The sequence below is a fragment of the Tessaracoccus sp. MC1627 genome (assembly GCF_014164725.1).
Classification (GTDB): domain Bacteria; phylum Actinomycetota; class Actinomycetes; order Propionibacteriales; family Propionibacteriaceae; genus Arachnia.
The window spans coordinates 1,046,583-1,068,918 of the sequence record NZ_JACJGA010000001.1 but is presented as its reverse complement, the minus strand read 5'-3'; the positions used below and the strand labels follow the sequence as shown (position 1 = coordinate 1,068,918).

General features: G+C 66.7%; 29 protein-coding genes and 1 pseudogene. 15 read left to right on the top strand and 15 right to left on the bottom strand.

What is annotated here, in order from left to right:
- Positions 1–185, bottom strand: a pseudogene (locus H5399_RS04930) (IS1380 family transposase); the annotation flags it as partial.
- 238 nt (positions 186–423) lie between these two features.
- On the opposite strand from H5399_RS04930, the gene H5399_RS04925 reads away from it, so the two are divergent.
- From H5399_RS04925 to H5399_RS04895, 7 genes are all read left to right on the top strand, one after another.
- Positions 424–651 carry a hypothetical protein gene (locus tag H5399_RS04925; RefSeq protein ID WP_182781865.1) on the top strand — a complete coding sequence of 76 codons (228 nt, stop codon included), beginning with the start codon at positions 424–426 and terminating at the stop codon, positions 649–651.
- Positions 652–656: 5 nt separating this feature from the next.
- Positions 657–926, top strand: coding sequence for a hypothetical protein (locus H5399_RS04920; RefSeq protein WP_255421957.1), 270 nt, complete (start codon positions 657–659; stop codon positions 924–926).
- A gap of 65 nt (positions 927–991) precedes the next feature.
- Positions 992–1,306, top strand: coding sequence for a hypothetical protein (locus tag H5399_RS04915; protein WP_182781863.1), 315 nt, complete (start codon positions 992–994; stop codon positions 1,304–1,306).
- 178 nt (positions 1,307–1,484) lie between these two features.
- Entirely contained in the window at positions 1,485–2,012 is a 528-nt protein-coding gene (locus H5399_RS04910; protein WP_182781862.1) for a hypothetical protein, read from the top strand.
- 59 nt (positions 2,013–2,071) lie between these two features.
- Positions 2,072–2,353, top strand: coding sequence for a MazG nucleotide pyrophosphohydrolase domain-containing protein (locus tag H5399_RS04905; RefSeq protein WP_182781861.1), 282 nt, complete (start codon positions 2,072–2,074; stop codon positions 2,351–2,353).
- Positions 2,354–2,451: 98 nt separating this feature from the next.
- Positions 2,452–2,976: a GNAT family N-acetyltransferase gene (locus H5399_RS04900; protein ID WP_182781860.1), complete on the top strand. Its 525-nt coding sequence runs from the start codon at positions 2,452–2,454 to the stop codon at positions 2,974–2,976.
- 69 nt (positions 2,977–3,045) lie between these two features.
- Positions 3,046–3,687, top strand: a complete 642-nt coding sequence (locus tag H5399_RS04895; protein WP_182781859.1) for a hypothetical protein — start codon at positions 3,046–3,048, stop codon at positions 3,685–3,687.
- Between the two features lie 42 nt (positions 3,688–3,729).
- Here H5399_RS04895 and H5399_RS04890 read toward each other — a convergent pair whose 3' ends face one another.
- From H5399_RS04890 to H5399_RS04880, 3 genes are all read right to left on the bottom strand, one after another.
- Positions 3,730–4,131 carry a type II toxin-antitoxin system VapC family toxin gene (locus H5399_RS04890; RefSeq protein WP_182781858.1) on the bottom strand — a complete coding sequence of 134 codons (402 nt, stop codon included), beginning with the start codon at positions 4,129–4,131 and terminating at the stop codon, positions 3,730–3,732.
- Positions 4,118–4,348, bottom strand: coding sequence for a hypothetical protein (locus H5399_RS04885; protein WP_182781857.1), 231 nt, complete (start codon positions 4,346–4,348; stop codon positions 4,118–4,120). Before H5399_RS04885 ends, H5399_RS04890 begins: the two co-directional genes overlap by 14 nt.
- Before the next feature lie 145 nt (positions 4,349–4,493).
- The gene (locus H5399_RS04880; RefSeq protein ID WP_182781856.1) at positions 4,494–4,919 is read right to left on the bottom strand and encodes an NUDIX domain-containing protein; all 426 of its coding nucleotides are present in this window, start codon (positions 4,917–4,919) and stop codon (positions 4,494–4,496) included.
- A 53-nt stretch (positions 4,920–4,972) separates the two neighbouring features.
- Between H5399_RS04880 and H5399_RS04875 the strand changes: the two genes are divergently transcribed.
- Entirely contained in the window at positions 4,973–5,539 is a 567-nt protein-coding gene (locus H5399_RS04875; protein WP_182781855.1) for an isochorismatase family protein, read from the top strand.
- 11 nt (positions 5,540–5,550) lie between these two features.
- Here H5399_RS04875 and H5399_RS04870 read toward each other — a convergent pair whose 3' ends face one another.
- The 5 genes from H5399_RS04870 to serC all read right to left on the bottom strand — a co-directional run bounded on the left by H5399_RS04870 (position 5,551) and on the right by serC (position 9,453).
- A complete protein-coding gene (locus H5399_RS04870; protein WP_182781854.1) occupies positions 5,551–5,979 on the bottom strand; it encodes a CBS domain-containing protein in 429 nt (142 codons plus the stop codon).
- Positions 5,980–6,041: 62 nt separating this feature from the next.
- A complete protein-coding gene (cysE, locus tag H5399_RS04865) occupies positions 6,042–6,878 on the bottom strand; it encodes a serine O-acetyltransferase (RefSeq protein ID WP_182781853.1) in 837 nt (278 codons plus the stop codon).
- A 62-nt stretch (positions 6,879–6,940) separates the two neighbouring features.
- On the bottom strand, positions 6,941–7,150 hold the full coding sequence (locus tag H5399_RS04860) for a DUF6191 domain-containing protein (RefSeq protein ID WP_182781852.1): 210 nt from the start codon (positions 7,148–7,150) through the stop codon (positions 6,941–6,943).
- Positions 7,151–7,198: 48 nt separating this feature from the next.
- Complete coding sequence (locus H5399_RS04855; RefSeq protein ID WP_182781851.1) at positions 7,199–8,368, bottom strand: phosphoglycerate dehydrogenase; 1,170 nt, start codon at positions 8,366–8,368, stop codon at positions 7,199–7,201.
- 2 nt (positions 8,369–8,370) lie between these two features.
- Positions 8,371–9,453, bottom strand: coding sequence for a 3-phosphoserine/phosphohydroxythreonine transaminase (gene serC, locus H5399_RS04850; protein WP_182781850.1), 1,083 nt, complete (start codon positions 9,451–9,453; stop codon positions 8,371–8,373).
- A gap of 126 nt (positions 9,454–9,579) precedes the next feature.
- Between serC and trpB the strand changes: the two genes are divergently transcribed.
- Positions 9,580–10,779 carry a tryptophan synthase subunit beta gene (gene trpB / locus H5399_RS04845; RefSeq protein ID WP_182781849.1) on the top strand — a complete coding sequence of 400 codons (1,200 nt, stop codon included), beginning with the start codon at positions 9,580–9,582 and terminating at the stop codon, positions 10,777–10,779.
- Positions 10,780–10,804: 25 nt separating this feature from the next.
- Here the strand turns inward: trpB and H5399_RS04840 are convergent, their stop codons facing one another.
- Positions 10,805–11,716 carry an AEC family transporter gene (locus H5399_RS04840; RefSeq protein WP_182781848.1) on the bottom strand — a complete coding sequence of 304 codons (912 nt, stop codon included), beginning with the start codon at positions 11,714–11,716 and terminating at the stop codon, positions 10,805–10,807.
- A gap of 250 nt (positions 11,717–11,966) precedes the next feature.
- Between H5399_RS04840 and H5399_RS04835 the strand changes: the two genes are divergently transcribed.
- Entirely contained in the window at positions 11,967–12,440 is a 474-nt protein-coding gene (locus tag H5399_RS04835) for a hypothetical protein (RefSeq protein WP_182781847.1), read from the top strand.
- A gap of 75 nt (positions 12,441–12,515) precedes the next feature.
- Here H5399_RS04835 and H5399_RS04830 read toward each other — a convergent pair whose 3' ends face one another.
- From H5399_RS04830 to ychF, 4 genes are all read right to left on the bottom strand, one after another.
- On the bottom strand, positions 12,516–12,944 hold the full coding sequence (locus H5399_RS04830) for a type II toxin-antitoxin system VapC family toxin (RefSeq protein ID WP_182781846.1): 429 nt from the start codon (positions 12,942–12,944) through the stop codon (positions 12,516–12,518).
- Positions 12,941–13,228, bottom strand: a complete 288-nt coding sequence (locus H5399_RS04825) for a type II toxin-antitoxin system Phd/YefM family antitoxin (protein WP_182781845.1) — start codon at positions 13,226–13,228, stop codon at positions 12,941–12,943. Before H5399_RS04825 ends, H5399_RS04830 begins: the two co-directional genes overlap by 4 nt.
- A 175-nt stretch (positions 13,229–13,403) precedes the next feature.
- Complete coding sequence (locus H5399_RS04820) at positions 13,404–13,991, bottom strand: hypothetical protein (protein ID WP_182781844.1); 588 nt, start codon at positions 13,989–13,991, stop codon at positions 13,404–13,406.
- Positions 13,992–14,388: 397 nt separating this feature from the next.
- Entirely contained in the window at positions 14,389–15,462 is a 1,074-nt protein-coding gene (gene ychF / locus H5399_RS04815) for a redox-regulated ATPase YchF (RefSeq protein WP_182781843.1), read from the bottom strand.
- Positions 15,463–15,634: 172 nt separating this feature from the next.
- On the opposite strand from ychF, the gene H5399_RS04810 reads away from it, so the two are divergent.
- From H5399_RS04810 to H5399_RS04795, 4 genes are read left to right on the top strand one after another with little or no spacing between them, the layout of a single operon-like run.
- Positions 15,635–16,579, top strand: coding sequence for a siderophore ABC transporter substrate-binding protein (locus H5399_RS04810; RefSeq protein WP_182781842.1), 945 nt, complete (start codon positions 15,635–15,637; stop codon positions 16,577–16,579).
- 10 nt (positions 16,580–16,589) lie between these two features.
- On the top strand, positions 16,590–17,609 hold the full coding sequence (locus H5399_RS04805) for an iron chelate uptake ABC transporter family permease subunit (RefSeq protein WP_220490777.1): 1,020 nt from the start codon (positions 16,590–16,592) through the stop codon (positions 17,607–17,609).
- Positions 17,606–18,583, top strand: coding sequence for an iron chelate uptake ABC transporter family permease subunit (locus H5399_RS04800; protein WP_182781841.1), 978 nt, complete (start codon positions 17,606–17,608; stop codon positions 18,581–18,583). The genes H5399_RS04805 and H5399_RS04800 overlap by 4 nt, the downstream gene beginning before the upstream one ends.
- Complete coding sequence (locus tag H5399_RS04795; RefSeq protein ID WP_182781840.1) at positions 18,580–19,449, top strand: ABC transporter ATP-binding protein; 870 nt, start codon at positions 18,580–18,582, stop codon at positions 19,447–19,449. Before H5399_RS04800 ends, H5399_RS04795 begins: the two co-directional genes overlap by 4 nt.
- Here the strand turns inward: H5399_RS04795 and H5399_RS04790 are convergent, their stop codons facing one another.
- Positions 19,450–20,715, bottom strand: a complete 1,266-nt coding sequence (locus H5399_RS04790; RefSeq protein ID WP_182781839.1) for a M18 family aminopeptidase — start codon at positions 20,713–20,715, stop codon at positions 19,450–19,452.
- A gap of 94 nt (positions 20,716–20,809) precedes the next feature.
- Here H5399_RS04790 and rmuC point away from each other — a divergent pair, with 94 nt between their 5' ends.
- A complete protein-coding gene (gene rmuC, locus H5399_RS04785; RefSeq protein ID WP_255421956.1) occupies positions 20,810–22,333 on the top strand; it encodes a DNA recombination protein RmuC in 1,524 nt (507 codons plus the stop codon).
- Positions 22,334–22,336: the final 3 nt, after the last annotated feature.

Sequence of the window (22,336 nt, the reverse complement as noted above, 5' to 3'; positions counted from 1 at the left end):
AACGATGTGACCTTCGCGCCGGCGTTGGCGCCCTTGTCGGTGGGGACACTCAAGTGCGCATCGCCCAGGTCCTGCAGCCCCGCAGCTTGGGCCAGCCTCATCGTCGGGACCAGCCCAGCGGCCGACACAAGATTCGGGTCATCGAAGCTGACAGAAACAGCGTGAGGAGTATGAGAGAGTTGCATCTGACGGATGCTCTTCCTACTTGGTGATTTTTGACTCTAGACAAGTCCCAATATCCCAGTAGCAAGGGCATTCGTTCGTCACGGCACGCTCAACCCACCCAACCCATCGGTGGATCGAGGCTAAGAGGCGTGAGGATCATGGAGGCAGCGTCATCGTCACCGGCGAGCACCGAATGCGGCAAGAACCGGATGTTCCCGGGCACTTGACCTGCACATGCTCGCAAGTTATCTTGGATCGATGGAGGATCCAGTCATCGCCGCGTCCGCGCTCAAGCATGGCCTTGGTGAACCTGAGATCCTCCACGCCTACCGCAACCCGGTCCGGATCTGGGATCTCGGCGACGGGTTCACCATGATCGTGGGTCCCAACCAGTCCGCGATCTTCTTGGAGGTCGGCTATGTCGATGGCGATCAAGTGCACGTCATCGTCCACGCAATGAAAGCCCGCGAGAAGTTCCTGAGGTGATGACCATGCCACGCACTGTTGACGAGATCCTGCAGCACGCCGACGAGCTGGCGGCGCGCTTCGAGTCCTACGAACCCAATCCCGACGACGAACTCGACGTCGGTGCAGTTGCCCTGCTCCGTGCAGCGGTGGCGGAGCGATCCGAAGCTGAGCGTCACGTGATTGACGCCATCTGCGCAGCCCGGGAAGCCGGCATGTCATGGTCAGCGATCGGCGCCTTCGTCGGCACCAGCGGAGAGGCCGCCCGCCAGCGCTACGCAAGCAAGGTCGCCTGAAGCACCAGGCGCGGCAGATCCGCGCGTTCCGCGTGTTTCTCGTTCGAGCCGGCTACGGTGCGAACATGCCGAAGCAACCGCGCTCGCGCTGGGCGATACCGCTGGTGGTGCTCACTGCACTATGGGGTTTGGTATTGATTGTCATGACCGCCTTTCTGATCGCGATGTCTCTCAACGGTCAACCCTTCAGCCCATCTGCCCTGATAGCGGGGGCGGCTGTCGCCTTCGGCGCCTTCATCACGCTAGCCCCCGTGCTTTCATGGCTCCGGAACCTGGGCAACCAGCGGCTAGGTGCCACAATCGCTCCCGGCATGGCGACAATGGTGGCCGTCGGCGCCTGGCTGCTGTACTTGCTACGCCAACCCCCAATTGGGTCCTAGCTCTGCCCACCCAGCGAACCACGCTCAAAGCTCACCCGGGCGGGAGCGGACGTCCGGATCTGGAGCGGCTTTGACCACATGGGTCCTTGTAGGTCGCACATTCGGGTTTACGGGTGCTGGAGGCAGCAATGCAGGACAGGTTTCGTCGCGCAACGGATTCGTGGTGTACACATGGTCCATGAAGCTGCGCGTCGCTGTCGTCGCCACCGTTCTCGTCACTGCTGCCTGCACCGTCAACCCAGCACCTGAACCCACCGCATCCCCGACGGGGAGCAACCCAGCCCCGACCAGCCCTCCCTCTATGCAGACGGACACCCTTCCGGCAGCACCGGATCCCTCGATATCCGCAGAGCCGGAGGCGTTCGGAGCGCCGGAGAAGCTCGACGGCGAGGTCGCGCGGATCACCTACCTCGGCAACACCGCAGTAGCTGAACAGGGCGCCGCCCCTGACCCGAAACGCGACTACCAGATGCGGGCGTCCTGCGTCGGAGAAGGCTCGATCACTCCGGAACTTTGGGTCAACGGCGTCAAGGCCGTTGACGGCGCCACCTGGGGATGTTCGATCGAACTCCCCGCAGCAGTCAACGTCGATTCGGCCATGCCGCGACTCCAGAGCAGCGACGAGGTCCAGATCCGATTCAAGGAGCTGTGGAGCAACCAAGAAGCATGGGCTGTACTGGAGCCCGCGTACCCCAGCGAGGAGTAGAGCCGAGAGCCACGCGGCAAGAGCGTGCAGACGCGATCTGATCGGGTAGCGTGCCAGAAGTGAGCTCGATCCTTGCCCTCCTGGACCTCTACCTGATGGAGAGAGGCATCCCGATGCCAAGCGGCGCGAGCGCACGGAAGGTTGCAGAGGAATCGATCGAGCTTGTCGAGGTGTGCAGCCGAAGTGACCCCGACCGAAAGGCCATCATGCATGAGTTGGCAGATGTCGTGCTGGCCGCCGCAGTGGTAGCGCACCACCACGGGTTCACGGTTGAAGAAGCGATTCGAGCAAAGTGCGAGCTGGACACGGGCCGCGAAGCACGACGTTCCGTAAGGCCGTGAGCAACCCTCCGCCCATGCGATCGATCTGCGGCGGCATCACGCATGTCTGTACCACCTCCTCGGAGGCGTCAAGGATGCACTCTTGCTAGCCTGACGACGTGCTTCGGCTTCACGTTCCATCGCCAGAGGAGTTCACGATCCGGCAGGCATGGCTGCTTGATCCAGAAATGATGGCCTACAACGCCGGCTGGCCTATCTCCTACGCTGGGTATAACCCTGCCACAGGCTGTATCGACTGGCCAGAGAGTGCCTGGCCGGCATTCGAGGCGCGGCTCGCGCGTCCGGCATCAGAGCAGGGTTACTACTTCGTTCAAGAAGATGAGACCAGCGAGTTACTGGGCCATGTCCACTACGAACTCCACTCCGACGGCACGGCTCACATCGGGCTCAACGTGATACCTGCTCGACGTGGAACTGGGCTTGGCATGAGGTTCATGAATCACCTGCTCGAACGGATCTGGCAAGACACTGAAGCAGCAGCGGCCATCAACGAGTTCGAGGACGGTCAACTCGATGCCGTGCATCTCCTCCGGCGCTGTGGCTTCGTCCCTGAGCCGACCACACCGAGTGCGCACGGCCGCCCAACCCGCGCGTGGCGCCTTCTAAGGACCGGCTCCCAGTAGGGATCGCGCCTTGCGGCATCATGAGCGCACGACGGTCTGTGGGGCAGACTGGTTGGGGTGACGAACATAGTGCCCGCGAGCGACGCGAAGTCGGCTGAGTGGCTGCTGCAACCAGGTGCTGAGTGGTGGCATCTCGTGCGCTATGGGCCGCCGGGGTTTGACGTCTATGTGCGCGTCGCCTTCCCAGAAGACGACGAGGAAGAAGACACCGTCCGCGCAGCTCTGGTCACCTTGGCCTCCCACACCTCCACACAGGACAGGGGCAACGTGGCCGTGTGGGAAGGCTGGAACGGCCACCCGAACCCACCTTCAGCGCCGCGCCTGGAGATTCCCAACCGAAAGATGCTGCTCTTCACCGGCCCTCTCGAGATGCTGCGTGATGCTCCGGCGCTGGCGTGGGGAGAGACGCCAGGTATCCATGTCCCGCCTCACCTGATGTGGCCCGCGGATCAAAGTTGGTGCTTGGCGTGCGAGGTCGACGAGGAAATCGAGTTCACCGTCGGATGCTCCGATCGGGTAGCCCATGCCCTTGCCAGCGCGTTCCCGGGCAGGGTTCGACGGGTGCGGTACGGGGAAGAGGCTCCGCTCTACCGCGACGAGGTGGACGCACCACTCAACGACGCTGGTTCTCGGTCGACCGAAGAAGTCATCTACATGCCGCTTCCGCGCGGGATCCATGGCGGTGCCCCAAGGGCCACCGAGGAGGCCTGAAGCGCAAGCATCAGATCCTCGATCTGCGCGGCAACCGCGACGTCAACGATGGGTCTTGACGACCTCGATGGTGCAGCGTGGGCCGGTGGATCGTGCGAGGCGCCTGTCGCCGGTGAGCAGGGGCGCCTGGAGTGCTTCGGCGAGGGCAACGTAGGCGGCGTCGTAGATGGTGAGATTGTCCCGAAGTTCCCAACAGCGCCACAGCCGCGAGGTGTGCTCGACGCGCTGGAGTGGCAGTTCCTGCAGGTCGTCAAGAGCAAGCCTGACCCGGCGCGGGTCCAGGTGGCCGCCGCGCGCCAGGCCGCGCCACACCGAAGCCACTTCGAGGTCGATCAGTGCGGGTGCGGCGAGTTGTTCACCGCGCAGCCTGTCCCGCACTGTGTCACCGTCCTGGCCGTCATCGAGAAGGGCGACGGCCAGGACGCTGGCGTCAATGACGAGCACGATCGGACCGCAACGCGCTTACCGCGTCGGCCAGTGGCAGCGATCCGCCCGCGCGCCCGCCGGCCCTGGCCAACACCTCGTCCAGCGTCGGCTGGGCGGCTTCGGTGATCAGCTTCGAGCGCAGGTATTCCTGCAGTGACTGGTGCGCCGAGGCCGCCCGCTGTCGCAGCACTGCGTGAGTGTCGTCCGGCACGTCCTTGATCTGAATGTTCGGCATGGAGCCATTATGGCGCCACTCGCGCCGTTATGGAAGCGCACGCTATTCGGCATGACCGTGAAACCGCACAGCCATCCCTTGACACCAGCACCCGAGCAGGCGCGAACTGGGCGCCGCCGCCGCGGCAGGAGGACTCATCCCCTACTTAAGACCGGTCTCCCGCCCGAGCCAGGAGCGGCGCGATCACCGTGGTGTAGAGCGGCGCCAGGGTGGGATCAGACCCGTCGAGCGCGACGTCGGGATCCGACCAGCGCACGGCGTCGATCTCCGCGGCCGGCTGCACCCGGCCGAGGACCGGATCAGGCCAGCTGAATACGTGCGCGACGACGGTGTGGTCCGGTTCGTTGGCGGCGGCCGCCTCGAACAGTCCCAGGGGCTCCAGCCGGAGGGGATCCAGAACCAGGCCGAGCTCCTCCCGGACCTCCCGGGCGCCGCACTGCTCAGGAGACTCCCCCGGGTCAGGCTTGCCTCCCGGGTTCATCCACATCGACGTGCCGCGCTTGCGCACCAGCAGCACCGCGCCGGTGGGATCGCGCAGCACCACGGCCGTCACGTGGATGCATCGCTCCATGCGGCCGAGGCTACCGCGTTAGGCTGGACGGACCGAGCCGAGAGGGGGCCGACGTGGCCAAGGCACTGATCGTGGTGGACGTCCAGGTGGACTTCTGCGAGGGCGGAGCCCTCGGCGTCGACGGCGGCAACGCCGTGGCGGAGAAGACAGCCGAGCTGCTGAACGGCGATCACGGCTACCGCCGGGTGGTGGCGACGCGGGATCATCACATCGACCCGGGAGCGCACTTCTCCGACAGTCCTGATTTCGTCGACAGTTGGCCGCCCCACTGCGTGGTCGGCACCCCCGGACAGGAGCTTCACCCGGCGCTGAGCGGGTTCGCCTTCGATGCCGTGTTCGACAAGGGCTCTTTCGCCGCCGCATACTCCGGCTTCGAGGGCACCATCGGGGGCGAGGACGACGGGATCGGGCTGGCTCGCTGGCTGGGCCTGCACGGCATCACGGCGGTCGACGTGTGCGGCATCGCCACCGACTACTGCGTCCGCGCAACAGCGATGGACGCGGCGCGCGAGGGGTTCGACACCGTGGTTCTCGGCGGTTTGGTGGCGGCCGTGCACCCGGATGGGGTGGCCTCGGTCGTCGATGAGCTGGCCGCCGAGCGGGTGGCCTGGGTGGGCTGAGGGCTCCTCGATCAGCTCTGGACGTACTTGATCAGGTACTCCTGCTCCGTCTGAAGCTGATCGATCCGGCTCTTGACGATGTCGCCGATGCTGACGATGGCCACGAAGTGCCCCTCCTGCACCACAGGCATGTGGCGGGTTCGGAACTCGGTCATGGCCGCCGCCACGCTGGCGATGTCGTCATCCGGGACGCACACGTGCACGTCGCGGTCGAGGATCTCGCCGATGGTGGCCTCCAGGGCCGCGGCGCCGCGCTCCCCAAGCGCCCGCACCACGTCCCGCTCGCCGGCGATGCCGGTGACCGTCTGGTCGTCGTCGGTGATGACGACGGCTCCGATCCGGTGCTGGGTCATGAGTTTCACGAGGTCCGCGACGCTCTGGTCAGAGCGGGCGGTGATGACAGTGGAGCCCTTGCTGGCGATGACGTCGTTGATGCGCATGGCTCACGGTATCGCCGCCGGAGGGGCCGGCGGTAGCAATTCCACCGAAAGTTCCGGCTCGGCTACCACCCTTGCGGAACGGCTTCGCGGCCGGACTCCTCAAGGTCGTCGATGCTCTGATCCATCTCGAATGCAGGCAGAGCGGAGGCCGGGATGTTGACGATCTTGGCCGGGACACCCGCCACCGTGGTGTGCGGAGGCACATCGTGGAGCACCACGGAGCCTGCGCCGATCTTCGCCCCTTCCCCCACGCGGATGTTGCCCAGCACCTTCGCGCCGGCGCCGATCATCACCCCTCGGCCGATCTTGGGGTGACGGTCGCCGCCCTCCTTGCCCGAACCGCCGAGGGTGACCTCGTGCAGCATCGAGAAGTCGTCCTCCACCACGGCCGTCTCGCCGATCACGACGCTGGTGGCGTGGTCGAACATGATGCCCTTCCCGATCCGGGCACCGGGGTGGATGTCGACGGCGAACACCTCTGAGATGCGGCTCTGCAGATAGAGCGCGAGCGGCTTCCTGTCATGCATCCAGTAGAAGTGCGCCACCCGGTAGGCCTGGATGGACTGGAAGCCCTTGAAGTAGAGCAGCGGGTTGGCGTAGCCGGGGCACGCGGGGTCCCGGCTCACGACGGCCTGCAGGTCCGCGCGGATGGCACGCTGAATGCACTCGTCGTCGAGGATCACGTCGTGGATGATGTCGCGCAGGCTGAGTGCCGGCAGCGTCGTGTTGTCCAGTTTGGCGGCCAGAATCAGGCTGAGCGCGTCCTCCAGGTCCGGCTGGCTGAGAACCACGGTGTGCAGGAATCCGGCGAGCAGCGGCTCGTGGGCGGCCGCCTCGGCGCACTCGGCCTTGATCGACTCCCAGATCTGGTCGTCGGAGACGATGCGGGTCGGATCCATGGGGAACTCCTTGTGTGGTCGGACGTCTGCCAACGTTACCCACCCCGCGCCTAGGGCAGGCATCAGTCCGCTGACGGCGAACCTCCGGGACTCAGGGAGGGTGGGGGGACGGTCTCGGGCGGCAGAGTGATCGTGACCGAGCCCGATTCGAGATCCAGCGGCTTGGGCCCTGGCGCCCCCTTGTCGGCCTCGACGATGAGGATCTTGTCGAGGTCGCGCTGTTGGCGCACGTACTCCAACCCTGGCTGGAAGATCGACATGAAGTCGGACACTGGCTCACCTCCGATGTGACGCACCACTCTGGGCGGGGCGCGGCCCTCTCAGATTACGCGCACCGAGAGGACGCCCTCGATGGCACCGATCTCAGCCGCCAAGGTGTCCGGGACCGTTCCCTCGACGTCGATCAGCGTGTAGGCCAGCTCCCCACGGGACTTGTTGAGCAGGTCCGCGATGTTGAGCCCGGCGTCGGCCAGGAGCGTCGAGATGCGTCCAACCATGTTGGGGACGTTGGCGTTGGCGATCGCCAGACGACGTGTCCTCTCGTATCGGGCGAGCACCGCGTCGGGGAAATTCACGGAGTTGCTGATGTCGCCGTTTTCCAGGAAGGCGCGCAGCTGTGCGGCGGCCATCACAGCGCAGTTGTCCTCAGCCTCTCCCGTCGACGCGCCGAGATGCGGCGTCGCGACGACCGCGGGATGACCGTTGAGCCGCGGCGAGGGGAAGTCGCAGATGTAGCCGCGCAGCTTGTGCCGGTCCAGGGCATCGACGACGGCCTCCTCGTCGACGATGGCCGCGCGCGAGAAGTTGAGCAGTAGCGCCTTGGGCTTCATGAGGGCCAGCCGGTCGGCGCCGAGTAGGCCACGCGTCCCGGCGACGAGGGGGATGTGGAGCGAGACGGCGTCCGAGCGCTTGAGGACCTCCTCGAGCGAGGTTGCCTGCTCAACGGTGGCTGACAGCTTCCAGGCGTGGCCCACCGTGATCTGGGGGTCGTACCCCAGCACGCGCATTCCCAGCGCCGCGGCGGCGTTGGCCACCTGGACGCCGATCGCGCCGAGTCCGATCACGCCGAGAACGCGCCCGGGGAGCTCGAAGCCGACGAACGCCTTCTTGCCCCTCTCGACCGCGTCCTCGACCTCCTCCGGGGTCCCCGTGAGGGAACGGCTGAACTCCACGGACTGCACGATGTTGCGCGCCCCCGCCAGCAGACCGGCCAGGACGAGCTCCTTGACCGCGTTCGCGTTCGCACCGGGGGTGTTGAAGACCGGCACGCCGCGGGCGCTCAGGTCTGCAACTGGCACGTTGTTGGTCCCGGCGCCGGCTCGCGCCACCGCGATCACCGACGCCGGGATCTCCCGGCTGAAGAGGTTGGCGGACCGCACGAGCAGCGCGTCCGGGTTGGGCAGGTCTGCCGCGACGACGTAGGACTCCGGAGGTAGTTGCGCCAGCCCGTGCGCGCTGATGGCGTTGAGCGTCTGGACCCGGTAGGCCACGGTCAGGCGTTCCGGCGCTCGAAGTCGGCCATGAAGCCGATCAGCGCGTCGACGCCCTCAGGCGGCATGGCGTTGTAGATGGAGGCGCGCATGCCGCCCACGCTTCGGTGACCCGCGAGGTTCGTCAGCCCCGCCGCGGCTGCCTCGGCAACGAACGCCTTGTCACGCTCGGGCTTCGCGGTGACGAACGGGACGTTCATCCAGGAGCGGGAGTCAGGGGCGACGGGGTTGGAGTAGAACTCGGACTCGTCGATGAAGGAGTAGAGCTTCGTAGCCTTGGCGGAGTTGCGCGCGGCCATGGCCTCGAGGCCACCGAGGGACTGGACCCACTCGAGGATGAGGCCGAGCAGGTAGACGCTGAAGGTGGGCGGGGTGTTGAGCATCGAGTCGCTGGCGGCCATCTGCGCGTAGTCCCAGATCGACGGGGTGGTGGCGCGGGCGTGGCCGACGAGGTCGTCGCGGACGATGACGACGCACAGCCCGGCCGGCCCCATGTTCTTCTGCGCGCCACCGAAGATCAGGCCGAACTCTTCGACCTCGACCGGGCGCGACAGGATGGTGGAACTCAGGTCCGCCACGAGCGGCACTGCGCCGGCGTCCGGCACGTAGGAGTACTCGACGCCACCGATGGTCTCGTTGGGTGTGTAGTAGAGGTACTTCGCCTCAGGGTTGACCTCGAAGCTCCCCGGCGCCGGGGTGGTCGTATAGCTCGACGCCGCCTCGTCGGCGATGACGTCGACGGCGAGCCCCTGCCGCTTCGCCTCGGAAATGGCCTTCTTCGTCCACTGCCCCGTGTGGAGAACGTTGATCAGGTCACCGGGTGCGGTCAGGTTCATCGGGATGCCGGCGAACTGCCCGTACGCCCCACCCTGGAGGAAGAGGACGCGGTAGTTGTCCGGGACCCCCATGACCTCGCGCATCCGGGCCTCCGCGGCGGCCGCGCAGGCGACGAAGTCCTTGCCTCGGTGGCTGACCTCAAGCACCGACATCCCTGAGCCGAGCCAGTCGGTGAGTTCGGATTGGGCCCGCTCGAGGACGGCGAGCGGGAGCATGGCAGGGCCGGCAGAGAAGTTGTAGACGCGCACGGGCCAAGTCTCGCAGCGTCGGCGCCCGATGATCGAGGGGGTCCACCGAAGCGACGTCGCCGATTCAGCCGGCTCGTTTCCGGGACCGGGTCACGCGCCGCGCAGCGAGGCAGTAGGTTCTGCGGCGTGACGAACTATTCTCAGGCGGACGAAGCGGGCTACTTCGGGCGATTCGGCGGTGCCTATCTCCCGCCGCACCTGGTGCAGCCGATCGCCGAGGTGAAGGCCGCCTACGCCGAGGCCCGCAACGATCCCGCGTTCATGGAGGAGTACGCCCATCTCCTCAAGGCCTACGTAGGACGCCCGTCGCTGCTGCACTTCGCAGAGAACCTCACTGAGCACCTGGGCGGCGCGAAGGTCTACCTCAAGCGCGAGGACCTCAACCACACCGGTTCGCACAAGATCAACCACTGCCTCGGCGAGGGCCTGCTGGCCCGTCGCATGGGCAAGAAGAAGCTGATCGCCGAGACCGGGGCAGGCCAGCACGGTGTCGCGCTCGCCACAGCGGCGGCGCTTCTCGGCCTGGAGTGCGAGATCCACATGGGTGCCATCGACGTGGCGAAGCAGCACCCGAACGTGGTGCGCATGCAGCTGCTCGGCGCCAAGGTGGTTGAGGTCACCGAGGGCGGCGCATCTCTGAAGGAGGCCGTCGACTCCGCCTTCTCCACCTATGCGCGCGACTTCCAGGACACGTTCTTCGGCATCGGTTCCGTCGTGGGCCCTGACCCGTACCCGTCGATGGTGCGTGACTTCCAGGCCATCGTCGGCCGTGAGGCGCGGGCCCAGATGCTGGAGGCCGAGGGCCGGCTGCCCGATGCGGTCGCCGCCTGCGTGGGCGGCGGATCGAACGCGCTGGGCCTGTTCACGGCCTTCCTGGACGACGAGGAGGTGCGCCTCTACGGGGTCGAACCGGCGGGTCGCGGTGTCGAGGTCCTGGGCGAGCACGCCGCCACCATGACCACGGGCACCGACGGCGTCCTGCACGGCATGGCCACGAAGGTGATCCAGACGCCCGAGGGCGAGCCGGCCCCGGTGCACTCCATCGCCTCCGGTCTGGACTACCCCGGCGTCGGACCCCAGCACGCCTTCCTGAACGAGATCGGGCGCGTGACCTACGTGTCGGCCACGGATGCGGAGTGCCTCGACGCGTTCCAGCTGTTGTGCCGCACCGAGGGCATCATCCCTGCCCTCGAGAGCTCGCACGCCGTGGCGCACGCCATGCGGATGGCGCCGTCGATGCCGAAGGACGCGATCGTGCTGATCAACCTGTCAGGTCGCGGCGACAAGGACGTCGATTATGTCGCCGAGGTGCTGGCGTCCCGATAGCCCGCCTCTGAGAGTGCGTGGCCGGTCATCCCAGCGTGAGCAGGATGGCCGGCATCACGACGATCGCGACCAGGATGGTCACGCTGGTGATGAACGCGCTCGTCTCCACGTCCAACCCGGCCTCTTCCGAGAATCCCGCCACCATGGACGCCACCGGGGCGAAGAGCAGCATCACCAGCACCAGCTTGATGTCGGGGGACAGCGGCAGCGTGAACCAGATTCCCAGGGCCAGGACGATCGCGAAGGTGTAGCGCAGCGCGAGGTATTTGGCGGCGCGCGTGAGCTTGCTGCGGTGCAGCCTGATCTCCAGGCCGATGCCGATCATCAGCATCGCGAGGAAGGGGTTGGCGGCCCCGACGGTGCTGGTGAAGACGATGACCGGGTCCGGTAGCGTCAGGTTGGCCGACCTCATCGCCACGAGGACGAGGTAGGTCACGAAGATGGGCGAGCTGAACACGATCCTGAGGAACGACACGACCGTGGTTCTCTTCGACTGGTCGACCATGCTCATGCCCCAGCCGTATCCCACGCCGGCGGAGGCGAGCGAGTTGCCGACGTCGAACATGGCTGTGTGGACCATCGCGGGCGCACCCATGAAGCCCGAGATGTAGGGCATCGAGAAGGCGCCGATGTTGTAGGTCCCGGAGTGGAATACGCCGAAGGCCTTGGCCCGGGGACCGTTGCGACGGTTGAGCCAGTAGCCCACGACCTGCTGCCCGAGGTTGACGACGAATCCGATCACGACCAGCGACGCGAGCGCAGGAACGAGGTCGTAGCTGTTGAAACTTGTCGCCAGCGCGCAGGGCAACGTGACCCGCAGGACGAGCTTGGAGAAGATCCCGAAGTCGGACGCCTTCACCCAGCCGAGCCGCTTGATGCCGTACCCGATGGCGACGATCAGCACCAGGGACAGCGCCTTGGTCAGGATCTCGGCCACGCGATTCTCCTCCCAGGCGGCGCCCACGAGTGTACTGAGGGTGAACCAGCGTCCGGACGCTGCCGTGCCCGACCCAGACCCCGTGGCGCGACGACGTCGACGCCAGCTATCCCAGTCAAGGAGTCAAGGTCACGCGACTGGCAGGACCAGCTTCTCCCGTTGTCCACAGGCGAAATCCACGGAGGCAGCCCTTCTCCACAGTGAGCTCTGTGGAGTCCCTGCGGGACTCTGCTTGTAGCAGGCTGCAGGCATGGGAATTCGCTACTACGCCTATCCGCTTGCACCCGAGTTCGTCGACAGGGCAACCGAGGATCCGTGGGCCTTCATGTCTGACGACCCGCTCGCCGATGCGTGGGGACCGAAGGAATCTGCTCCCGACATGTTGTATCTCGACAAGTGCTGGAGATACCTGCAGCGGTTGACTACCCCTGGTGTCGCGTGCCCGCGCATCGCGTATGACCTGTTCGAGGGCGACGTCACGCACACATCACGCGGCTGGATCCCATGGATCAAGGTCCTCACACCCGACGCGGTGAGCGAGATCTCCCGAGACCTGTCACTGCTCGACGGTGACGATGTCGACGCACTGCTCGCCCGGGATGATCTCTACACGACCCGCCTTGAAGAGGACCGCAGCTACATCAAGGAGCATTTGCGCTCTGCCCAGGCTTTCACCGCCCGGATGCAGGCGCGCGGATGGGGTTTGGTCTATCTCATCGGATGAGTCCGCTCGAACCTCACGGCCTCGGCCCTCACGGACCCCCGCAGGGCACAACTTCGCGGTGGACAGGGCGTGATGTCAGCCATGATCTGCAGTCTCCGCTGGGTCCGCACTTGTGAGGCCAGGTGAGATCACCGCGAGTCCGATGGACCGGGCCGCTTCGCCGAGCCTGTGGTCATAGGTCAGCATGGCGTCGGCATCCATCCGCAACGCGGCCTCAAGGTGCAGCGAGTCGAGGGTGCGAAGGTACGCCATCGGGAGGAACCCAGCGCTCCGATAGAGGGCCCTGTCGAGGGCCGCGAGCGCCACACCATCGAGTACACGAGTCACGTCCCCCTGGTCAAGGCCTTCCCGGACGGCCAATCTGCGCAACTCGGTCTCCAGTAGGTCGCACGACACCAGCGCGCTCGCCGTGTGATCGAGCCAGTCTGCCAGCACAGTGCTCTCCGGCTGCTCGATGAGCAGCGCACCCAGAGCAGACGTATCCACGTAGACGATGTAGCTCACCGTCGCGGCCGATCCCCGCGCAGGTCATCGAGCGTCTCCCCCAGAGACCGCGTCGCGGCCTTCCGCTTAATGCCCAGTGCCGACCAGCCTCCGACCCGCCGAGCAGGCCTGGTGATCGCCAGGCCTGCCCGGGGGGCCTCTATGGGCACGATCCGGCCAACGGGCACTCCGCTGTTGGTCAGGATGAAGGAGTGGCCCTCCCCCACTGCGCGCAGCACCCGTCCGGACTCATTGCGCAGCTCGCGCTGGGACAGACTTTCGACGATGGGCTCCGACGCACGCATAAGCTTGAGCGTAGCACGAGTGCTACGCGAACGACCCGTTGAACGCGCACCTATCCGCACTCGCGGAGGGAGTCTCCGTCCTGCGCGACCGCCAGCATCGACCGATGACAGGCAGAACCCCCCTCGTTGTATCCCGACAGAAGGAGGAACTCACCCTCGGCAATCCGGAGGGTGATCAGGACCTGGTCTTCACAGACGGCGATCGCAGATCCACTCGATGTTGAATCTCAGAAAGCCGATCCGCCGGCGTGAAGACCTGCCATAGCCTCCACCCTTCGTTGACGAACGTTGGCCCCAGAACCGCCAGGACCTGCTCCATACTCATCGACTCCTGCCACGCAGTCACCATGACCCGTGAGCCACCCTCGGTGTGGACCGCATACCCGTCACGAACCCAGCCGTCGTAGACCTCTTGTGCCTCCTCCGTCGTCACTGGCTTGTCGAAGGTGGTCCAGGTGGCCATGAACTCCGCCAGCCGCACCGCCTCGACCATCCGCCAGCCACCCTCGGGGTCTCGGGCAACGCGCACAGTGTCGGCAACCAGCAAGGGAACCTCGACAGCGTTGTTCTGGGCCACAACGAGCCCTCTCTTGCGATCCAGCCACCGCCCCCACAACCACTCACCCGCCATCGAAGCGTCTTCCAAGGGGCGGTACTTCAAGCGGAACTTGAGGAGGTAGTCAGCATCGTGCGCATTTCTCATGACCCGAGCATGGTTGGCACCACCGACATTTTTCGTCCCACCGACCCGGGGCAGGCCCATCAGTCCTGGAGAGGGTCAGGCACCGCGCCAACCAACACCCAGAAACGGAGTCACCACGTCAATGGCCGAGACCCGCATCGTCGACTCGTTCAGGGTGTCCGTTGTAGGCCTCGATCACGCTGCAGCGCTGCCGCTTCGTCCTTCGATAAGACGAACGTCGATCGAGCGGCTCACGCGACCTTCGGCGGTGTGATCGCCGCGACCTTGTCCCGCAGAACCCGACGCTCAAGCCGTAGTTCGTAGTTGGTCTAAAGGTTCATCCAGAACTCTTCGGACGTGCCGAAGTACCGCGCTAGCCGGATCGCCGTGTCGGCCGTTACATGCAGATGCGCTCGGTGTCCTTGTTCCCGAACGACCTGATTACACGACCAGTGTGGAACGAAGCCCGTCGATAACGCTAGACGTTAAACCGGAACTCGACGACGTCGCCGTCGGCCATCACGTAATCCTTGCCCTCGAGGCGCATCTTGCCCGCCGCCTTGGCCGCGGCCTCGGAGCCGGCCGCCATGAGATCGTCGAATCCGATCACCTGGGCCTTGATGAAGCCCTTCTGGAAGTCCGTGTGGATCACACCGGCGGCCTCGGGCGCCGTCGCTCCCTTCGGGATGGTCCAGGCCCGCGACTCCTTGGGGCCGGCGGTGAGGTAGGTCTGCAGGCCCAGCGTGTCGAAGCCGACGCGCGCCAGGACATCGAGGCCGGGCTCCTCGACGCCCATCTCGGCGAGGAACTCGCGCGCCTCGTCCTCGTCCATCTCGACCACTTCGGACTCGAACTTCGCGTCCAGGAAGATCGCCTCCGACGGGGCCACCAGCTCACTCATGCGGCCCTTGAGGTCCTCGTCGCCCAGCTCGTCCTGGTCGCAGTTGAAGACGTAGAGGTAGGGCTTGGCAGTGAGGAGGAAGAGGTCGCGGAGCTCGTCGATGTCGAGGCCGGCGGCGCGGACGCCCTTGCCCGATTCCAGCGCGTCCTTGGCGGCCTGGTAGGCGGCGAGCTTCGGCAGCGTCTCCTTCTTGATCCGCGCCTCCTTCTCCACCTTGGGGAGGGCCTTCTCGACGGTGGCGAGGTCGGCCAGGATGAGCTCGGTGGCGATGGTGTCGATGTCGTTGGCCGGGTCCACCTTGCCGTCGACGTGCGTGACGTCCTCGTCGTCGAAGACGCGGGTGACCTGGCAGATGGCGTCGGCCTCACGGATATTGGCCAGGAAGGCGTTGCCCATGCCCTCGCCCTGCGAGGCCCCCTTCACGATGCCGGCGATGTCGACGAAGCTGACGGTGGCGGGAATGATCCGCTCGGAGCCGTAGAGCTTGGCCAGCTGCGCCAGCCGAGGGTCCGGCACGCCGACCACCCCGACGTTGGGCTCGATCGTCGCGAACGGGTAGTTCGCGGCGAGCACGTCGTTGCGCGTCAACGCGTTGAAGAGAGTCGACTTGCCGGCATTGGGGAGACCGACGATCCCGATGGTGAGTGCCACGAGGGACGAGCTTACCGGGCCCGTGGCCCCCGACCGAACGAGCCACCCCACCCGACCCACCGCCCTAGCCGAAGCCATTCTCACCAAATTGGGCATCTTTGCGTACTGAAATTCAAACAGGTTAGGGTTCCCTTAGTCGACTCCCCATGAAACTCTGCCAAGAAGGACTGATATGAATCGCACCCGCATCGCCGGCGCCCTCTCCGCCCTCCTCTTCCTCCCCCTCGCCGCGTGCGGCGGCCAGTCCGCAGCCGAGGAACCCGCGGCGGGCGAACCCATCACCGTCACGCACACTCAGGGCGAGACCACGCTCGACGGGCCGGCCGAGCGCATCGTCGTCCTCGATCTCGGTTCCCTGGACACCGTCCGCGCGCTCGGGGCCTCCGACAACGTCGTGGGACTCACCAAGGGCGCAGCGCTCCCCGAGCCGCTCAGCGAGTTCGCAGACGAGAAGTATGCGGACCTCGGCTCCGTCGTCGAGCCTGACCTCGAGGCCATCGCCGCACTGGATCCCGATCTCATCATCGCCGGCTTCCGCACCGCCGCCCTCGTGGAGGAGCTGTCGAAGAACTTCCCGACGATCGACATCACCTTCGACGCGGAGAAGTCGTTCTACGAAGGTATCGAGTATTCGACGAACATCATCGCCAAGGCTGTGGGCGCCGAGGACGAGGCCGCCGAACAGCTCGCGGAGGTTGAGGAGGCCCTCGCGGCCGCACAGGGCAAGACGCCCGGGGGCCAGACTGCCCTCATTCTCATGACCAGCGGCGGCAAGGTGTCGGCTCAAGGCACCGAGTCGCGCTACCGAGTCCTCCACAATGAGCTGGGCTTCGAGCCCGCCATCTCCGACGTCGACGCCGAGGCCCACGGCGACGCCATCTCCTTCGAGGCCATCGCCGAGGCGAACCCCGACGTGCTGTTCGTCGTGGACCGCGACGCGGCCATCGGCCAGGAGGGCCAGGCAGCCGCACAGGTGCTGGACAACGAGTTGATGGCCAACACCACGGCCTGGAGCAACGGCGACGTCACCTACCTCGACGGTGGACGCTGGTACATCATGATCCACGGCGTGGACAACGCTGTGGAGATGCTGAGCGACGCCACGGCCACCAACTGATCGTGACGCCGTGACTGCCACCACCGACGCCACCCGGCGCACTCTGCCCGCCGGCCGCCCCCTGTCCTGGGGGTGGCTCGGCGGGCTCGGCGCGCTTCTGGGCTTGTCGGTGCTGTCGCTGTTCGTCGGCGCCGCCGATCTCTCCCCCTGGGATTTCCTCACCGGGCGCGCCACGCCCGACGACTGGCTCACCTTCACCGTTTCCCGGGTGCCACGAACTCTCGCAGTGCTGTTGGCGGGCGCATCCCTGGCCCTGTCGGGCCTCCTCATGCAGCTGCTCGTGCGCAACCGTTTCGTCGAGCCAGGCACCGTCGGCACGTCCGAGTCCGCGGGCGTGGGCATCCTGATCGCGATCCTCCTGTTCCCAGAGGCGCCGCTCGTGGTCAAGATGGTCCTTGCGATTCTGACCGCCTTGGCGGGCACCGCCCTGTTCCTGCGGCTGGTCAGATCGCTACCGCCGACGGTCCCCGTCGTTGCCGTGCCGTTGGTGGGGATCATGCTGGCCGGGGTGATCGCAGCCGGCACCACCTTCGTCGCCTACCGGCTGGAGCTCATGCAGACCATCGGAATCTGGATGCAGGGTGACTTCTCCGGCGTACTCCGCGGCCGCTACGAGCTGCTGTGGCTGCTCGCGGTGCTGGGCGCCCTGCTGTGGTTCTTCGCGGACCGCTTCACCCTCGCATCCCTCGGCGAGGAGCATTCGAAGGCTCTCGGCCTGTCCTACAAGGCCACACTCAATCTGGGGCTGGGCCTGGTCGCCACGTCGAGCGCCATCACGCTGGTGGTAGTGGGAGGGATCGGCTTCGTCGGCCTCGTGATCCCCAACCTCATCGTGCTCTGGCGCGGGGACAACCTGCGGCGCAACATCGGCTGGACCGCCCTCGCGGGCGCCGGATTCGTGCTGGTCTGCGATCTCCTCGCCCGCACCCTCAACCCGCCCTACGAGATCCCCGTGGGGACGGTCTCGGGGGTACTCGGCGGCGTCGTGTTTCTCGTGCTCCTCCTCACCGGACGGATGCGCACCCGATGACCGCCTTGACCACCCCCCGAACCTCGATCGCACCGTCATTCCGGCTGCTGCTCGCGCTGGCGCTGTGCGCGGTCGCCGCCGTCGCGTTCATGACCCTCAACCTCAGCGGCGACCTCGGCTTCATTCTCGAGCTCCGCAGCCGCAAGGTGGCATCGATGATCGTGGTCGGGTGGGCCACCGGGGTAGCGACGGTGGCGTTCCAGACCGTGACCAACAACCGCCTTCTCACGCCGTCGATCATGGGGCTGGATGCCCTGTACGTGTTCCTGCAGTCGCTCCTGGTCCTGACGATGGGCGTGGCGGTCGTGGGGCAGATCGGCGCCTACCCGATGTTCGCACTCAACGTGGCGCTCATGCTGGGGGTGGCAACCCTCCTCACTGAGGTCCTGTTCGGACGGAGGAGCCGCTCGATCTACGTGGTGGTGCTGGCGGGCCTGGTGCTCGGCTCCGTCCTTCGTTCACTGTCATCGCTGATTGCTCGCGTCCTGGACCCCAGCGCCTTCACCGTTCTGCAGGACAACCTCTTCGCCAGTTTCACCGCGGTCAACCCGGAGCTGATCTGGCTGGGCGCAGCCATCGTCACCGCCGCAAGCTTGTGGCTGTGGCGACGGCGCGCGGACCTCGATGTCCTCTCCCTCGGCAGGGACGCCGCCGTCAGCCTCGGCGTCCCCTACCAGCGCACCGTCCGGGGCGTGCTCCTCGTGGCAACCCTCCTGGTCTGCGTCTCCACCGCGCTCGTCGGCCCCATTACCTTCCTCGGCCTGATCGTGGCGGCCATCGCCTACCAGATCAGCGGCACCGGGCGCCACAGCATCGTGATGCCAATGGCAGGGCTGCTGGGCGTCGGCGTGCTACTGGGCGGCCAGACCGTCCTCGAACAACTCCTCGGCCAGGCCACCGTGTTGTCGGTGGTCATCGAATTCGTCGGCGGTATCGCCTTCATCTGGCTCGTGATCCGAAAGGTACGCACATGATCAACGTCAGGAACCTCTCCAAGCGCTACGGCCGCAGCCTCGTGGTCAACGACGTGACGCTGGAACTGCGCGATGGCGGTCTGACCGCGATTGTGGGGGCCAACGGCGCTGGCAAGTCCACGCTTCTCTCGATGATCGCGCGTCTCCTCGAGGCCGACGGCGGATCGATCTCGGTGGGTGACCTGGACGTGGCGACGGCGGACTCACGAGAGCTCGCCAAGCGCCTCGCGGTGCTGCGCCAGTCCAACGATCTTCAGAGCCGCCTCACCGTCGCCGACCTCGTGGGCTTCGGGCGCTACCCCCACTCAGGCGGGCGTCTGACGGCTGACGACCGGCTCAGGATCGACGAGGCGATCGCCTGGATGGATCTTGATGATCTGCGGGACCGTTTCCTCGACGAGATGAGCGGCGGCCAGCGCCAACGCGCCTTCGTGGCCATGGTACTGGCCCAGGACACGCAGTATGTGCTGCTCGATGAACCCCTCAACAATCTCGATGTGGCCCACGCCCACGCCATGCTGCAGACGCTGCGGCGGGCCGCCGACGAACTGGGCAAGACAGTGGTGATCGTGGTCCACGACATCAACTACGCGGCCTGCTGGGCGGACCAGATCGTCGCGATGAAGGACGGTCGGGTGATGGCCGTCGGCTCCCCGCAGGAACTGGTGCGCCCGGACGTGCTCCGAGACGTCTTCGACCTGGAGATCGAGGTGACGCAGTTCCGGGGACGCCCGATCGCGCACTTCTACCTGCCGGTTCCGCTGTGCACGTCGTGCCACCGTTCCTCGCGGGACGGCTGCTGCCTCGATGGCGCCCCAACCAGACCCGTCTCCCTGACCCTCGGCGCCCGTTCCGGCGCAGCCTGACTAGGCGCCGGCCCAGTACGCCGCGACAGCGCGGGCCAGGAACCACGGGTCCTCCACTCCGCACAGCTCCCGGGCCGAATGCATGCTCAGCAGGCCCACGCCCACGTCGACGGTGGTGATACCCAGCCTGGTGGCGGTGATGGGGCCGATGGTGGAGCCGCACGGCACGGCGTTGTTGGACACGAACGGCTGGGTGGGCACACCCGCGGCGGCGCAGGCCCGCAGCCAGATGGCGGCACCGACGGCATCAGTGGCGTAGCGCTGGTTGGCGTTGATCTTCAGAAGCGGACCGCGGTTGGGCAGCGGCCGGTTCACCGGGTCGTGGTGGTTCGGATAGTTGGGGTGCACGAGATGCCCGGTGTCGGCCGAGACACAACTGGAGCGGGCGAACATGGCACGCGTCTGGTCAAGGCCAAGGCCGAAGCCGGCAGCGATCCGCTCCAGCACGTCCTGCAGCACGGGCCCGCCGGCTCCGCTGGTGGTGGCCGAGCCCACCTCCTCGTGGTCGAAGGCGACGAAGACCGCGACGTCTGCGCCGGCCTCGGCCGAGCTGATCGCTGTGAGAGCGGCATGCGTGCAGGCCAGGTTGTCCAGCCGGCCCGAGGCGAGGAACTCGCGCTCGACGCCGATGACGGCCGGGCGTTGCGTGTCGAAGACGAAGAGATCGTGCAGCGCCACGTCACCGGGCGCGATGCCCGCCAAGGCGCAGAGGTGCTCGATCAGCGACTGCTTCAGCTCCACGGCCACGATGGGCTGCGTCCCGGTCTGCTTGTCCAGGGTCAGCGACTCGTTTGCCCCGCGGTCCAGATGGATCGCGAGCTGAGGGATGCGGGCGACGGGACCTGTGCGCACGAGGTGCACGGCACCGTCGAGCGTGGTCAGGCGGCCCGCGATGCCGAGGTCACGGTCCAGCCACGAGTTCAGCAGGGGTCCGCCGTAGACCTCGACGCCAAGCTGAGTCCATCCAGCGCTGGACAGGTGCGCGCCGGGCTTCAGCTTGAATCCCGGTGAGTCCGTGTGTGTGCCGACGATCCGGAACTCGGCCTCAGCGCCCAGCGTGTCCGGGGACACCCATGCCACGACGGCGCCGTCGCGTACCAGGAACCGCCGGCCCCCGACGTCCGACCATGGGCGGCGGGCGTCGACCTCCACGAACCCGGCCAGCCTCAGCTGCGCTGCGATCTGATCCGCGGCATGGAAGGAGGTGGGCGAGGCGACGACGAAATCGGTCAGCTGATCAACGTGGTCCTGAGCTGAAGCGAGCATGGCCCTACGGTAGCCGCGGAATCGGAGGCCGGTTCCGGGCCCCCGGCCGGAGTGGCTGACGAAAATTGTCGGTGGCCCCTGATTGAGTGGACGCATGGACCTGATCGCTCTCCTTCTGAGCCTCCTCACCCTCGTCGCGGGCGCCGCCCTCGGGTACGTCGTCGGGCGCCGTCACGCCGCCTCGGACTCGGGCAGGCGGGCCCGCGCGGACGAACAGCTGGCCCTCTCTGACGCGCGGCAGGAGGTGTCGCGGGCGTGGGCCGAGGCCAGCCGTGCGCGGGAGGAGTCGGCCGTGGTGAAGGCGGAGGTGGCTCAGCACCTGGCCGAGAAGGCGGACCTGCGCACCGCTGCCGTGGACGCGCAACGCCTTCTGGCAGAAGTCCGCGGGGAGACCGCGGCTGTCGAGGCCCGTGTGGCGGCGCTCTCGGCCCAGCGGGACGCTGCGATGGCGCGCGCTGAGCAGCTCGCGGCAGACCGGGAGTCGCTCCTGGACCGCTTCAAGGTGCTCTCGGCGGAATCCCTGGAGCGTCAGGGCAGGCAGGCCGACGTGGTGGCCGATGCCCGGCTCAAGGCCACCGAGCAGCTGATCACCCCATTGACCGATGGTCTGCGCCAGCTGCAGGAGCGGCTGCAGTCCGTGGAGAAGGACCGCGTCCGGATGGCGGCGGAGCTGGGTGAGCAGGTGCAGGCGGTGCGGCTCTCCGGGGACGCCATCCGCCGCGAGACCGTCAGCCTGAGCAACGCGCTGCGCACGCCGCAGGTGCGCGGGGCCTGGGGAGAGCGGAGCCTCAAGCGCATCGTCGAGATCTCGGGTCTCACCGAGCGCTGTGACTTCGACTCACAGGCCACCTATACCTCGGACGATGGCCGCTTCCGCCCAGACATGCGGATCAATCTCCCTGCAGGCAAGGTGATCTTCGTGGATTCCAAGGTGCCGCTCAGCGCAGCCCTGGAGGCCTATAACACCGAGGACGAGGAGGCGCAGAAGGCGCACTTCAAGACGTTCTCCGCCCACGTCCGCAAGCACATCGACGACCTCTCGGGGAAGCACTACTGGCAGCTGGATCTCGGCTCGCCGGAGTTCGTGGTCCTCTATCTGCCCTCCGACGAGTTCTACCGCCTGGCGCTGGAACAGGAGCCGGCCCTGCATGACTACGCCACGCGCCGCCAGATCGTCCTGGCCTCGCCCGGGCTGCTCATCCCGCAGCTGCAGATCGTCGCCAACGGGTGGCAGCAGGTGTCGCTCGCGGAGACGGCCGGTCAGGTCTCCAAGCTGGGGCGCGAGCTCTACGACAGGCTTGCCACGCTGGGCCAGCACTTCGACAAGCTGGGACGGTCCCTCGGCAGCGCCGTCCAGCACTACAACAAGGCGGTCGGCGCCGTGGAGACCCGGGTCATGGTGTCGGCTCGCCGCTTCCGCGAGCTGGGGGTCACATCGGAGGAGATCGCGGATCTCGCGCCGGTGATCGAGACCCCGCGCCAGATCGCGGTGCCGGAGATGCTGGAGTTCGACGAGCTGCGCAGCCTCGAGCGCAGCACCGTCGCAGACGACGCGGATCTGCTGGACGGATCCGCCGTGCGCCAGCTGCGTCGACGCACCGGCACCGCAGATTCGTGAGCC

What these genes read in the sequence shown, in the direction of transcription:
- H5399_RS04925 (WP_182781865.1), top strand. Translation starts at nt 424, where the DNA reads ATGGAGGATCCAGTCATCGCCGCGTCCGCGCTCAAGCATGGCCTTGGT.
- H5399_RS04920 (WP_255421957.1), top strand. Translation starts at nt 657, where the DNA reads ATGCCACGCACTGTTGACGAGATCCTGCAGCACGCCGACGAGCTGGCG.
- H5399_RS04915 (WP_182781863.1), top strand. Translation starts at nt 992, where the DNA reads ATGCCGAAGCAACCGCGCTCGCGCTGGGCGATACCGCTGGTGGTGCTC.
- H5399_RS04910 (WP_182781862.1), top strand. Translation starts at nt 1,485, where the DNA reads ATGAAGCTGCGCGTCGCTGTCGTCGCCACCGTTCTCGTCACTGCTGCC.
- H5399_RS04885 (WP_182781857.1), bottom strand. Translation starts at nt 4,348, where the DNA reads ATGCCGAACATTCAGATCAAGGACGTGCCGGACGACACTCACGCAGTG.
- H5399_RS04880 (WP_182781856.1), bottom strand. Translation starts at nt 4,919, where the DNA reads ATGGAGCGATGCATCCACGTGACGGCCGTGGTGCTGCGCGATCCCACC.
- H5399_RS04870 (WP_182781854.1), bottom strand. Translation starts at nt 5,979, where the DNA reads ATGCGCATCAACGACGTCATCGCCAGCAAGGGCTCCACTGTCATCACC.
- cysE (WP_182781853.1), bottom strand. Translation starts at nt 6,878, where the DNA reads ATGGATCCGACCCGCATCGTCTCCGACGACCAGATCTGGGAGTCGATC.
- H5399_RS04835 (WP_182781847.1), top strand. Translation starts at nt 11,967, where the DNA reads ATGGGAATTCGCTACTACGCCTATCCGCTTGCACCCGAGTTCGTCGAC.
- H5399_RS04825 (WP_182781845.1), bottom strand. Translation starts at nt 13,228, where the DNA reads ATGCGTGCGTCGGAGCCCATCGTCGAAAGTCTGTCCCAGCGCGAGCTG.
- H5399_RS04820 (WP_182781844.1), bottom strand. Translation starts at nt 13,991, where the DNA reads ATGGGCCTGCCCCGGGTCGGTGGGACGAAAAATGTCGGTGGTGCCAAC.
- H5399_RS04810 (WP_182781842.1), top strand. Translation starts at nt 15,635, where the DNA reads ATGAATCGCACCCGCATCGCCGGCGCCCTCTCCGCCCTCCTCTTCCTC.
- H5399_RS04800 (WP_182781841.1), top strand. Translation starts at nt 17,606, where the DNA reads ATGACCGCCTTGACCACCCCCCGAACCTCGATCGCACCGTCATTCCGG.
- H5399_RS04795 (WP_182781840.1), top strand. Translation starts at nt 18,580, where the DNA reads ATGATCAACGTCAGGAACCTCTCCAAGCGCTACGGCCGCAGCCTCGTG.
- H5399_RS04790 (WP_182781839.1), bottom strand. Translation starts at nt 20,715, where the DNA reads ATGCTCGCTTCAGCTCAGGACCACGTTGATCAGCTGACCGATTTCGTC.
- rmuC (WP_255421956.1), top strand. Translation starts at nt 20,810, where the DNA reads ATGGACCTGATCGCTCTCCTTCTGAGCCTCCTCACCCTCGTCGCGGGC.